Source organism: Chryseobacterium sp. SC28, from assembly GCF_003932955.1.
Classification (GTDB): Bacteria; Bacteroidota; Bacteroidia; order Flavobacteriales; family Weeksellaceae; genus Epilithonimonas.
In genome coordinates this window covers 1-13,135 of sequence record NZ_QOVY01000021.1, presented here as the reverse complement: position 1 = coordinate 13,135, position 13,135 = coordinate 1, and the positions used below count along the sequence as shown (strand labels likewise).

The 13,135-nt window shown below is 40.3% G+C and carries 11 protein-coding genes; 5 read left to right on the top strand and 6 right to left on the bottom strand.

Features of this window, described 5'->3' with window-relative positions; genetic code table 11:
- Positions 1-95: 95 nt before the first annotated feature.
- On the bottom strand, positions 96-1,346 hold the full coding sequence (locus DTW91_RS10795; protein ID WP_125203390.1) for a site-specific integrase: 1,251 nt from the start codon (positions 1,344-1,346) through the stop codon (positions 96-98).
- A 304-nt stretch (positions 1,347-1,650) separates the two neighbouring features.
- Between DTW91_RS10795 and DTW91_RS10790 the strand changes: the two genes are divergently transcribed.
- Positions 1,651-2,655 carry a DHH family phosphoesterase gene (locus tag DTW91_RS10790; protein ID WP_125203389.1) on the top strand — a complete coding sequence of 335 codons (1,005 nt, stop codon included), beginning with the start codon at positions 1,651-1,653 and terminating at the stop codon, positions 2,653-2,655.
- Positions 2,656-2,696: 41 nt separating this feature from the next.
- On the opposite strand, the gene DTW91_RS10785 is transcribed toward DTW91_RS10790, so the two are convergent.
- The 4 genes from DTW91_RS10785 to tilS are packed head-to-tail and all read right to left on the bottom strand — an operon-like array spanning position 2,697 to position 7,407.
- Complete coding sequence (locus DTW91_RS10785) at positions 2,697-3,479, bottom strand: alpha/beta fold hydrolase (protein ID WP_125203410.1); 783 nt, start codon at positions 3,477-3,479, stop codon at positions 2,697-2,699.
- A gap of 4 nt (positions 3,480-3,483) precedes the next feature.
- The gene (locus DTW91_RS10780; protein WP_125203388.1) at positions 3,484-3,981 is read right to left on the bottom strand and encodes a hypothetical protein; all 498 of its coding nucleotides are present in this window, start codon (positions 3,979-3,981) and stop codon (positions 3,484-3,486) included.
- Positions 3,982-4,041: 60 nt separating this feature from the next.
- Positions 4,042-6,099 carry a protein-disulfide reductase DsbD family protein gene (locus DTW91_RS10775; protein ID WP_125203387.1) on the bottom strand — a complete coding sequence of 686 codons (2,058 nt, stop codon included), beginning with the start codon at positions 6,097-6,099 and terminating at the stop codon, positions 4,042-4,044.
- 9 nt (positions 6,100-6,108) lie between these two features.
- The gene (gene tilS, locus DTW91_RS10770) at positions 6,109-7,407 is read right to left on the bottom strand and encodes a tRNA lysidine(34) synthetase TilS (protein ID WP_125203386.1); all 1,299 of its coding nucleotides are present in this window, start codon (positions 7,405-7,407) and stop codon (positions 6,109-6,111) included.
- Between the two features lie 141 nt (positions 7,408-7,548).
- On the opposite strand from tilS, the gene DTW91_RS10765 reads away from it, so the two are divergent.
- The 4 genes from DTW91_RS10765 to DTW91_RS10750 all read left to right on the top strand — a co-directional run bounded on the left by DTW91_RS10765 (position 7,549) and on the right by DTW91_RS10750 (position 11,621).
- Positions 7,549-8,385: a flagellar motor protein MotB gene (locus tag DTW91_RS10765; RefSeq protein WP_125203385.1), complete on the top strand. Its 837-nt coding sequence runs from the start codon at positions 7,549-7,551 to the stop codon at positions 8,383-8,385.
- A gap of 127 nt (positions 8,386-8,512) precedes the next feature.
- Positions 8,513-9,160, top strand: a complete 648-nt coding sequence (locus DTW91_RS10760) for an O-methyltransferase (RefSeq protein ID WP_125203384.1) — start codon at positions 8,513-8,515, stop codon at positions 9,158-9,160.
- 788 nt (positions 9,161-9,948) lie between these two features.
- A complete protein-coding gene (locus DTW91_RS10755; protein ID WP_125203383.1) occupies positions 9,949-10,479 on the top strand; it encodes a hypothetical protein in 531 nt (176 codons plus the stop codon).
- A 263-nt stretch (positions 10,480-10,742) separates the two neighbouring features.
- Positions 10,743-11,621, top strand: a complete 879-nt coding sequence (locus tag DTW91_RS10750; protein ID WP_088265002.1) for an alpha/beta hydrolase — start codon at positions 10,743-10,745, stop codon at positions 11,619-11,621.
- Positions 11,622-11,871: 250 nt separating this feature from the next.
- On the opposite strand, the gene DTW91_RS10745 is transcribed toward DTW91_RS10750, so the two are convergent.
- A complete protein-coding gene (locus DTW91_RS10745; RefSeq protein WP_410493733.1) occupies positions 11,872-13,059 on the bottom strand; it encodes an IS91 family transposase in 1,188 nt (395 codons plus the stop codon).
- Positions 13,060-13,135 lie beyond the last annotated feature (76 nt).

The window sequence follows — 13,135 nt, the reverse complement described above, 5'->3', positions numbered from 1 at the left end:
ATTGGGGGTTCGTAACATTCATATTTTTGAAAAAGCTAAAGTACAAAAAAGCCAATACAAAAACGGTATTGGCTTTTTTAATCACTTTATTGACTTTAGAGTTGAGCCACAAAAGACCGTTCCATTCCCTTAAATTTATGCGATACCTTTTGCATATCCTTACCAACTTTCTCATTGAGTATTTTGGCGTAAATCTGCGTTGTGGCTATGTTTTTATGTCCTAACATTTTGCTCAAACTTTCCAACGGAACACCCTCGCTCAAAAACAACGTGGCAAAGGTATGACGTGCTAAATGAAAGGTTACTTTCTTTTCTTTAAGGCAATCGATTTGTTGGGATATTCGCTTTAGGCTGTCATTACAAACTGTATTTGATGGTACGGGAAATACCTTTCCGTCCTTTGAGAACCCTGCATATTTCTCTATAATCATTTTTGGAATATCCAAGAGCATCACGTTTGATGATGTTGCCGTTTTCTTTCTGCGTACAATAATCCATTGGTTGCCGTCAAAGAAATCCTGAATATTACTGTTTCTAAGTCCTTTCATATCTGAATAGGAAAGACCAGTAAAGCAACTGAAAACAAACAGGTCTTTAACCAATTCGTCTTTCTTTTTCTCACAGTTGAACGTTACAAGTTGTTCCAATTCATTCCGTAGCAGATAACCTCTGTCTTTGTCTTTTTTGGTGTTCTTATACTCGCTGAATGGATTGAAAGTAAGATGCTTTCTGCTCATTGCCAAGCGGCAAAGCGTGGTAAATCCAATCATATACAGCCAAATGGTGTTGTGTGTCAAGCTTTGGTCATCACGCAGGTAATAATCAAAGTCCTGTACAAAATCAGATGTAAGATCGTTGAATGATAAGTCAGAATATCCGTACTTTGTCAGTGCAAAATTACGCAGGTGCTTTAAAAGTGTTTTGTATTTACTGCGTGTACCATTTACCCGAAGTCCACTATTAACCTTTTTCTCATAGTCCAATAGGAACTGTTCATAGAATTTGAAAAAGGTCAGTTCTCCGCTTTCCATCCCAAGAACGGCATTTTTAAGTTTAGCACTGTTTACAGCCCCCTCGTTCTTCAGGATTTTGGAATAGCATTCCTCAATACCCGAACGAATTTTGTCAAGTTTGCTGTTCGTGTCCTGGGCTTCTCGGCTTTTACCTAAAACCCTGCCGTACTTCAAATCCCAATTTGTTGTGGAAATATCCAGCTTTGTACTGAATGCAGACTGTTTGCCGTTTACGGTAATCCTGCACATAACCGTAACTTTTCCGTTTTTCTTTGGGGCGTTCTTTTTAAGGTAGAACAATACCTTAAACGTTGATTTTTTTGTCGTTTCCATACTCACAATTCTTAATGATAAAATTAAACCTATGTGAGCTACGGAACAATATGAAAAACTATGCAGAAAGCTGAAATACAGCATTTAAAACGATTATTTCTAATATTTAAAAGTAACGTTTTAGTAACCTTACTTCTGCCAAACCTCGCTTTTTACTGCTTTTTACCTCATTACCAAAAATCATAAAACGGCTGTAAAGCCTTTATTTACAACCGTTTTGCCTGTTATTAATCTTTGATGTATTTTTACTGAAACTTTATTTTAAAGTTTTACCTTTGGAACTTCACTTTTTCAAACTTCGTTTATGTTCACAGCCAAAGTAATTTCAGAGATCAACGCGCTCCTCGTTCCGGAAAACAACATCGTCATCGTAACCCATCACAACCCCGACGGCGACGCCATTGGCTCTACTCTTGGACTGAAACATTACTTGAAAACAAAAGGAATCGACGCCACCGTCATCGTTCCAAACGACTTTCCAAAATTCCTGAAATGGATGCCGGAAGCCAAGAAAATCGTGATCGGCGAATACAAAAGAAAAGCAGCCGGCGAGGCGATTTATAACGCCGATGTTATCTTCTGTCTGGACTTTAATACCACAAGCAGAATCGGCCTTCTCGGCGATTGGATTGCCAAAGCAAAGGGTAAAAAAATCTTGATCGATCATCATCAGATGCCCGATAAATTTGATTACGTCTATTCCGACGTCACGATTCCGGCCACTTGCCAGATGGTTTATCATTTCATCCAAGCCAATCATGACGAAAAATCTGTGAATCTGGATATCGCGCAATGTCTATACACCGGCATAATGACCGATACAGGCGGTTTCCGCTACCGATCGACGAGCGCGAGCACCCACCGGATTGTGGCCGATTTGATCGAGAAAGGTGCCGATCCGGCGTTCATCAGCTCCAACACTTGGGACACCAATACGATTTCCCGTTTACATTTACTTTCGCTCGTGCTCAGCAGAATCGAATTGACAAAGGAAGGAAAAGTGGCCATCCTCTGGCTAAAACGGTCGGAACTTAAGGAATATGGCTTCGACAAAGGCGATACCGAAGGTTTTGTGAATTACGGCCTGAGCGTCATCGGCACCAAAATGGCGGCTTTTTTTATGGAAGATCTTTACGAAGATTTTATCAAGATCTCTTTCCGATCCAAAGATTCGGTGGATACCAATCAGTTTGCGAGAAAATATTTCAACGGCGGCGGCCACATCAATGCTGCCGGCGGGAAATATTTCAAATCGATCGAGGAAACCATTGCCGATTTCAAGGAAAAGGTTGAGGCTGAGGATTTCTAAAAGTCTATCTGATTGATTTTCAAATAATTCAAAATTTTACATCAAAAAATAAACTTTTTGGGCAGGTGATGCAGCAATTCTGTGTTGATAATCGCGGCGCAAATCTCGGGTTTTTCCCAATGCCCGTTGTGTCCGCAATCCAGAACGTAGGATTTGATGTTCGTGTTATCCGGCAGATTTTTGATGGTTTTTTCTGAGTTGACCGCCGAATCGTGTTTGCCGGCAAGAACCAGTATTTTCCCCTCGAAGTCTTCCAAAACTTTAGCGCGGTCTGGTCGTTCTATCATTCCCTTTTGCGAAGCTAAAACACCATCAACGGACGATGTGTAGGCAATTTCCTTCGCAATTTCGATTTTATGTTCCAGAACATCGTGTTCGTTGGGATTGAAAAGATTTGGGACGCTGGCGTTGACGAAAGCCCGGAAATTTTCTTTGATGATTCGCAACCCTTTGGTTCTGGTTTGTTTTTTTTCCTCGTCGTCGGCAAAATAGGTTGAAAAAAATAGCGTGAAAGATTTCAAAAGTAGCGGATATTTTTCGGCAAAAGCCAAGGTAATGTAGCCGCCCATCGAGTGTCCCAGCAAGTGGAAGTCTTTCAATTTCAAATGATCGGTCACTTTTTTGACTTCCTCCGCCATCAGATCCATCGTTTGGATTTCTGCCACAACTTCCGACTTTCCGAAGCCCGGCAAATCGATTTTGATCAATTGAAATTTGTCCGACAGGTAAGGTATCACATCGTCCCAAATGGAGAGATTTTCCATAAAACCGTGGAGCAAAACCAAGCTTTCTGTTCCGTTTCCTTCTATTTCGTAGTTAAGCATCATTTTACATTTTAATGATTATTTGGTCGGCAAATCCCGAGCTGTTAACCGATTCGTGAAGCTTGAAGGTTTTGCCGCCGTCTTTTGTAGAAAAGTTTCTCTTGCCACTTCGCATATCCAGCTTTCCGTTGTCGTTGTCGGAAATGCTTTGTTTGATGGTTCCGTCAAATTTAAGATTTTTTGGCGAAGTCATTCTGGCGGTTCCGTCAATCATCAGAAACTGCTTGCCGTCGGTTTGTTTGCCTGAAATCCGGTACTCGTCCTGGCCGGTTTTTGTAAAAGTGATTTTTCCCGTTCCCTTCAGCATATCGTGTGTCAAAACATGTGTTCCTTCGAGGTTTTTGAATCCACGCCTTCCTAAAATACTGTCGTTGATTTGAGTCCGTACAAGGTTGATAGAATCGATGATTTTTGCGCTATCGACTTTGGAAATACTTTTTTCCGCAGGTTTATTACACGAAAAAATTAAAATTAAACCAAAAATCGACCAAAGCTGTTTCATTGCTAAAATTTTCTTCTAAAATAAATATTTTTTAGGAAAAAGATCGACTTGATTTGGAAATTAATTCGTTTCGTTTTTATAAAAATCGATACCGCATTGGAGGAATTTTTTGAACTCTTCTTTGGGCATATATCCGGAAACCGGAATGTTGATCACTTTTTGATCGGGCGTTACCAACACATAGTGTGGCTGGGAATTGTTATTAAAATTAACCTGCTGAAACAAGCTCCATTTATCGCCGATGGTTTTGATTTTTTTCATTTGGCCATCGCCCATATCGATTTTGATTTGCTCATTTTGCGGCAGTTCTTCTTTATCATCCACATAAACGGAAGCAATGATGAGCTCATTTTGGAGAATCGGCAAAACATCATCCTGACTCCATACAAATTCCTCCATTTTTCGGCAATTTTCGCAACCGTAACCCGTAAAATCTATCAATACAGGTTTATTCTCTTTCTTCGCCACTTCTATCGCCTCGAAATAATTATGATATGGTTTTAAACCCAATATTCCGTCTTTTTCGTCGTGAAAATAACTGACATTCAAGGGTGGCAAAATCCCGCTCAGCATCTGTAATTTGGGTTTCTCGGACGGGATCAATCCTTGGATCAAATAAACCACAAACACAATTCCGAAAACCCCGAGAATCCTTCTTCCCAAACCGATTTTTGGATTTTTGTCATCGTGCGGAAATCTGATTTTTCCAAACAGATAGAGCACCAATCCAATAGCAATTATGATCCAAAGCACAATAAACAATTCTCTTTTCAGGAAAAATGTTTTGGAAACCAAATCTGCTTTGGACAAAAATTTCAAAGCCAGAGCCAACTCGATGAAACCCAAAACGACTTTCACAGAGTTCATCCAACCGCCTGATTTTGGCAAACTTTGCAAGGCTTGCGGGAACAAAGCCAGCAATCCGAAAACCAATGCCCAAGCCAATCCGAAACCGGCCAACGCGAAGGTCAATAAGGTGGGGACATTCTTTGCGCCGGCAACCACGCCGCCCAATAAACTACCCAAAATAGGTCCTGTGCAGGAGAAGGAAACGATGACCAAAGTCAATGCCATAAAGAAAATCCCGATGAGCCCGCCGGCGTCCTCGGCTTTGGAAGAGCGGTTGGCAACCCAGCTTGGCAAAGTGATTTCGTAATAGCCAAAAAAACTCAATGCGAAGAAAAGGAATATCGCAAAGAAAAATAAATTGAGCCAAATATTCGTCGAAATCTGATTGAAAATATTCCCGGAAATGCCCTCGATAATATGAAAGGGAATGCTCAACAAAACAAAAATCAGTAAAATGAAAAATCCGTAGAGCAAGGCGTCTCGTCTGCCTTTCGCTTTGTCTTTGCTGCCTTTGGTGAAAAACGAAACCGTCAACGGAATCATCGGGAAAACGCACGGCGTGAGCAACGCGATCAATCCGCCGAGGAAACCGAGACCCAAGACCAGCCAATTGTCGTTGGCCAATTTTTGTGGTGCCGTGCCGCAAGTGGTCAACGGATTTTTGAAGTCCAAAGCGTTGATTTTCAAGCCTGTTTGGTTGCCGCTTGCTGGTGCGGAAACGGCGGCTACTTCTGTTTTAGAATCAGGAACTGGGGCGGAGATGCTGTCGGTTTTTAGATCGTGTGTTTCCACTTCCGAAACGGCAGTTGCTGCGATTTGCTTTTGAAACTCTAAAGTATTCGGCGCGAGGCAAACCTTGTCGTTGCAAGTTTGATAGGTGATTTCTGCCGTAATAGCGGTTGCTTTGGAGGGATTTTTGGGTTTAAATTTCTGTTTGAAAACCACCTGATCTGAATAATAAACGATTTGCGCACCGAAAGCTTCCGAGAATTCGTCGTGTTTTTTCCCCACTTCGATCACTTTTCCGATTAATTGAATGCCGTCCGGAGAAGCAATTTTAAACTCCGTCGGGATGCCGGAATCCGGCGGAAGATCTTGCGAATAGATGTGCCATTGATCCTCGATCGTTGCCGTGAGAACGGCTTCGTATTGATCCTTTCCCGAGGCAACCACGTCGAATTTGAATTTGACAGGATTTTTGATCTGCGCATTGAAAACGCTTATTATCAATATAAAAAGTGCGGATAACACCCGTTTTAGATCTTTCATTTTTTGATTTTAAATTTTAACTTCCAAAGATTCAGCATCATTTGAGTGGAACCTGCCGTCTTGCCGGAAAGGCAACACGCCCACAATCTGATCATTGGCATCGCAGAGGAGCCAGATTTTTCGCTTCGCTAAAATAGACAATTTTTCGTCCTTAAAAAATTTGGCGATTTTCTTTTTGCCCGCCATTCCAATTGGGAAAAATGTGTCGCCCGATCTTTTTTTCCTCAATTTTAGCGGCAAGTTTATATTATTTTTATCGATTTTCCAATTGCAATTCCCGAATTCTCGGATTTCGGTTTTAATATTTTCAGGAATCACAATTTCGTTTCCGACCATTTCAAGAGCAATTTCTACATCTTCCATCTTTCCTCTTCCCTCTTCCATCCTTTGATTCAAAATCAATTCGTTTCTGTTGACAATCAATTGGTATTCTGAATTGAAAAATGTACTGCCGGTCTGCGCGGTGAAGATTTTTTGCATTTCTTTTTCATCCTTAAACCCAAAATTTTTCAAAATCTCAAAACGAATTAAATCTGATTCTTCCGAGAACTTCGTTTTACCAATGACTGTTTGTCCCGTTTCAAGATTCGTTTCAAAAGCCTTTATTTTTTCATCAATACAATTATTCAAAACATTTTTTGTCTGATTGAGGATGTCCATACTTTTCGCAAAATTCGGCAGGAAATGATCATTCACTTTTTCTAATTCGGGAACGATGTTGTGCCTGATTTTATTTCGCAAATAATCGCTTTTTTGGTTAGATAGATCTTCGCGGAATTCAATATTTTTTTCGTTCGCAAATTCATAAATCTCTTGCTTGGAAAAACCGAGCAGTGGCCGGACAATCCCATTTTCGTTAGCCGGAATGCCGCTCAAGCCTTGGATTCCCGCCGCTTTGGAAAGGTTGATGAGGAAAGTTTCCAACTGGTCGTTCAGATGATGGGCGGTGACGATATATTCGAGATTTTGCTCCTGTTGGATTTTTCGGAAAAACCGATAGCGCAACTCTCTCGCCCAGTTCTGAATAGAATTTGCAGGCTTGCCATCTTCCTCCGAAACCTCGTACCAATGAAACGGAATGCCGTGCTTGCTACAAAAATCGGAAACCAGCTCCTTATCGCGGTTGGAATCCTCGCCCCGAAGATGATAATTAACGTGTGCCACCTGAAAATGATAACCGGAATGCTGAAATAAATCAGCCAAAACCATAGAATCTACGCCGCCACTCACGGCCAAAAGGTATGTTTTTTGTTGCGACTGAGACAACAGTTGTTCGAGCGCGTTTTGAAATTTGAGGAGACTTAGCACAATGATGTAAAGAAAATATTGCTGATCATTACAAATATACGTTTAATAATTCTTACTTTTGAAATGTTGGAACAGCTTGCACGAAGATTGGCCAATTGAGCCGGTTGCAAAGAACGATTTGAAACAATTAAACTCCAAGATATGAAATTATTCAAGATTTTGACCATAGCGGTGATGGGACTTTCCCTAAGCTCATGTGTCAGCAAAAAACAGTTTGATGCCCTGAATCTGAACTACAAACAGTGCGTAGAAGATGCCGGAGAAAGAATGCGTCAAATCCAAGATTTGAAAGCAGAGAATTCTTCTTTGAAAGGTCAAAACGATCTCCTCGTGGGACAAAACAATGCCCTGAAATCCAGCCTTGATGCTTGCCTTAGCAACAGTGGAAAATCCTCTACCAACATTGATAAGCTGGTGAGCGAGATCAACGCTTCCAATGCGTACATCAAACAACTGATCGCCGGAAAAAGCAGAAACGACAGTTTGAATATCGCATTGTCCAACAAACTGAAACGTTCTCTGGACAATGTGGCTGATGAGGATGTGGATGTAAAAGTGCTGAAAGGCGTTGTAATGATCTCATTGTCAGACAAAATGCTTTATCAAGTCGGCAAATACGACATCCAACCTGCTGCGGCCGATGTGCTGGCGAAGGTTGCTAAAGTCATCAACGACTACGACACGTACAGCGTTCTGATTGAAGGAAATACCGACAATACGCCACTGAACAGTGCCACTCCGCCGCGAGACAATTGGGATCTTTCTGCGCTGCGTGCGACTGCGGTTGCCAAGGTTTTGCAGACCCAGTTTGGCGTAGATCCTAGCCGAATCACGGCAGGCGGAAGATCTGAGTATAATCCGAAAACGACCAATGCATCGGTCTCGGGACGAAGCGAAAACCGAAGAACGGAAATCATCATTATGCCGAAACTGGATGAGTTTATGAAACTGATGGACATCGCTCCGGTGAAAAAATAAACGGTGAATCTTCATTGATTTATATCAAAAATCTAAAATTGAAAACCTTGTCTGGAACGGCAAGGTTTTTTTGTGATTTCAAATTAGATTAACTTTGGATTTCAAAACCTCAAAAGCTGAACAGAAAATGAGTTATTTCGAAGAATTGGACAAAGAAATGGATCGCTACCTAGAAGACCACGCTTCTGAAGAACCCGCCATTCTCAAAAAGTTACGCAAAGAAACCTATCAGAAAACAACTCAGCCCCACATGATTTCCGGCTATTTGCAAGGGCGATTGTTGAGTATTCTCTCGCATATCATCAGCCCAAAAAATATTTTAGAAATCGGAACTTTTACGGGGTATGCGGCGCTAAGTTTGGCGGAAGGCCTTCCCAAAGACGGCAAAATCTATACGATCGATAAAAATGAAGACTTGGCCTACATTCCCAAGAAATATTTCTCGGAAAGTGCTTATAAAGACCAAATCGAATTCATCATCGGTGATGCCAAGGAAGTGATTAAAAAACTGGACAAAACTTGGGATTTGATCTTCATCGATGCCGATAAAGAAAGCTATCTCGACTATCTGAAACTCATCAAACCCAACCTGCGTTCGGGAAGCGTGATCCTCATCGACAACGTGCTGTGGTACGGAAAAGTTCTTGAAGATCATCCGAAAGACCAACAGACCGAACAAATCAAAATGGTAAATAAAATCGTGGCGCAAGATCCTGATTTTGAAAATCTGATTTTACCGTTGCGAGATGGGCTGCACCTCATCCGGCGAAAATAAAAATAGAAAACTTTGAAATCTAAGTGCGGTGATTATTCGCGACATACTTGGATGGTATTTTTTGAAATGGATCATTTTTCATAAGCAGATTTGAGTCATTTTTTCTCCTCCTTTTTCGGGTTTTCTTCGACTCTCGTTGCACACTTCTTCGAGAGCGCTTCGAAAAAAGTACCGTTTTTCCGAACAAGAGTCGAAGAGCTTTCGAACAGTTCTGAAAGAAAAGGCTTTTTTTTGATGTGTTTAATCGCCGAAAATTGGAATGTTGGAAACGAGGATTTCCAGTGTTTTTTTTCGCTCTTTTTTCGGGTTTTGTTCGAGCTTTCTTTCACACTTCTTCGAAAGCGCTTCGAAAAAAGTACCGTTTTTCCGAACAAGAGTCGAACACTTCTCGAACACTTCTGCAAGAAAAGCCTTTTTTTGGTGTTTTTAATCGCCGGAAAATGGAATGTTGCGAAAGAGGATTTCCAGCGTTTTTTTTCTGCTCCTTTTTCGGGTTTTCTTCGAGCGGAACAGATTGAGGTATAGTCAATAGTTGTTGGGACATAGCAGTAGTAAAACCACTGAAATATACACCACGTGAGTACTAAAAATATTCAACAAATTAAAAGTCAGTTTGATGATTTGTAGGATTATAAATAAATACTATATTTGATAAAAATACGCTACTGACTAGCGAGTATGCGCGCAATTTTGGGTGTATAGTCGCTGGTTTATAGCGAGTATAAACAAGTTATGCGTCAGTTTTCGACTCACGTAAAAAAAGACTAAATCATTTAAAAAATTAAACTATGCAAATTAACACGTTTTGGAAAATACTGCTTAAGATTATTGGTCTTTTGTTATTGTTTAGTTGTATTTCATTAATTCCACAATTTTATTCAACCTTATCTTTTACAAGCGGAAATTTAGATACAGAAAATTTACTAATCGTTTGGTTAATGCAAATTTTATCTGTTATAATTTACATTCTAATTATCAGGTTATTTCTTTTTAAAACAGAATGGCTTGTTGAAAAGCTGAAGCTTGAAAAGAATTTTAATGAAGAGAGAATTGATGTAAATATTAAAAGCTCAACAGTTTTGAACATCGCGATAATTGTAATTGGTGGTTTAATGATAACCGAGAGTTTCCCAAACTTTTGTTCTGCATTGTTTCACTTTTTACAGCAAAAAACATTATTTAAAGATTATCCTGATTCTCATTGGCTAATTTTTCATTTCATAAAAATAATCATCGGTTATTTGCTTTTGACAAATGGAAAAAGGTTTGCGGAATATATTGAAAAGGAAAGTGTGGAAGAAAAAAAACCGAACGCATAACAGCCGTTTCTCGCAATTGCGAATTTTGTTGTAAGTTCACGTTCACGTTTCGCAAGAATTTTTATCTTTAACAGAAAATAATTCGTTCCGAAGTTCGCAACTGACGAGAAGCGGCGGAACGTTAGCAGAAATTTTATAAAAATACTGCACAAAACAACTCGGGAACAAAATTTAACAATTCAGAAATCATAATTTACAGTTTAACCAAAACAAATTCTTCAATAAAAATAATAAAGCAAATTTGACCTACAAATTAAAACAGAATGAAAACAAAGAAAATTTTGAAAATTATCGGCTTAATTTTATTTTTGGGATTAGTAGGAATTATTGGTTTAGGAGTTTATTTTTACAAAACAAATCCAATTTTTGAAGGAATCGTTAATAATGACGAATCAAAACTTTTTTATTTCCCAAGCAAAGAAATGCAACCTTTCAAACATTTACAGCATTCTGAAAAAGTTTTAAAAGTTAATGACTCAATTAATATTTACACTTATGTATTCAAGCCAACACACGAAACGGATTCAAAAATATTTTTCATTCATGGCGGTGGAGGAAATGTAAGCACTTATCAAGATATGATAAGACCATTGGTAGAAAGCGGGTTTGAAGTTTATGCTTTTGATTGGAGAGGTTTTGGGAAATCAAATGGAACTCCAAATTATCACGGAGTTTTAACAGATACGGAAGTAGCATTTAAAGATTTTTTAGACTCAGAAAATAATGGAAATCGTAAAATAGTTGTTTATGGAATGTCTTTGGGAGGTCAACTTGCCGTAAAAATCGCTAAAGAAAACCAATCTAAAATCAATTTATTAGTTCTCGATAGTTCCATTGAATCGGCCCAAACTTTAGCAATGGATTATTCTCCAATTTCATTTCTTAAAGAAAAAGCAAAAAATTCTCCACAAGATTTTAACCAAGAGTATGTTGCTGTCCAAGACATAAAATATATAGAGAATGTTCCTAAAATAATTATTCAAGGGAAGAATGACAAAATTGTTCCTGCAATTAGAGGAAAAAATCTTTATAATTCTGCAAAAATGCCTAAAATTTATTGGGAAAATAACTCTGAACATATCATGACATTGATAAATTTACCAAAAGAAACCACCGAAAGAATTAAAAAACAATTGGAATAAGAAAAACTTCTGCTAATAACTAAGCTTTCGTCTTGTCCGCAGGACAGAAGATGAAAGCCCGTTGAACGGAAGCTCCGGTGGCTTTTCAGCAGTATGATGGTCCTCTTATGGGGATGTCGTTTTTAGAATTTAGAGGTGCAAAGCAGTTTTTTCGGAAGGACTGCTTTTTTTGTGGCTTTTGGTAGCCTTTGGAAGTGGTTTCTGCGGGATTTTACTGGCTGTAGGGCACAACTTCCCTTACCCGCAAAGGTTATTTCGCAGAGAAAGGTTGAGTGACGAAAAGAAAGTCCTGCGGCGGACCGCGCTGCCCGAAAACAGCAATGGTAACCAGGTTTCCCTCCTTGCAGCACCGGCATTTATTGAGCAGCGTTTTAGGTGTTACCTCCGGGATATTGATCTTTAAATCTGATTGCAGAGCCTGCAGTTTCCCACGCTTCCAGCTGCTGCTCAAAATCCCGTAATGGCGGATCCGCACAAATCTTTTTGGCAGAATGTGCAGGGAGAACCTTCGCGCAAACTCTTCGTTGCTGAGGGTCATTTCCTTTTTTTCGCCGCCCTTTCGGTAATCCCTGTAGGCAAAACGCACTTCCTTATCCGTTACTTCTTTGATGCGGTGGTTGCTGATGGCGACTTTGTGGGTGTACCTGCCTAAATATTCGATCACCTGTTTCGGGCCGCCAAAAGGTCTTTTGGCATAGACGACCCAGTTCTTGGTGAAGAGTTTCTCCATTAAATCCCGGTCAGTAATTCCACAGGCTCTTAAGGAAGCCACAAACTTCGCACGGAACACTTTGCTCATCGCTTTTACAGAGAAGAGATATTTATCGGTTCGTACTTTCTTTTTCCACTTTCCGTGATGATCAATTCCGCCGCCAGGAACAATGCAGTGCAGGTGCGGATGAAGGCTCAGGTTCTGTCCCCACGTATGAAGTATGGCAATCATTCCGAGCTGCATTCCTTCCGTTTTGCCAAACTGGTTTAATGTTGCCCAAGCTGCTTCAAACAATGTTTTGTAAATGAGTGTGGGATTTGCAATTGCCAAACCGTTCAGCTCTTCGGGAAGCGTGAAAACGAGATGATAATAGCTGCACGGGAGTAAATCCGCTTCGCGCTTCTGGATCCATTCTTCTTTTTTATGACCTTGACATTGCGGACAATGCCGGTTACGACACGAGTTGTAACTGATGGAAAGATTTCCGCAACCGTCGCACGCATCGATATGACCACCCAAAGCTGAAGTGCGGCAATAGGACAGAGCCCGAAGCGTTTTTTCCTGATGAGCCGTAAAATTCCGGGCCGATAAACTGATTTTACGAAGAACATCTGCAACGCTTCCGTTTTGATGCTTTGCCTTACTTCGGGATTCCATTTTTGCGGCATAAAGCGAAAACGGTATCCAGGGGGCTGTGCGGCTGCTGATCCGATAGCTGGCAGACATGGAGGTATTCCATCGTCGATTCAATTCTTTCATGACCCATAAGTTTCTGAACCATGATGATCGGAACGCCGTCTTC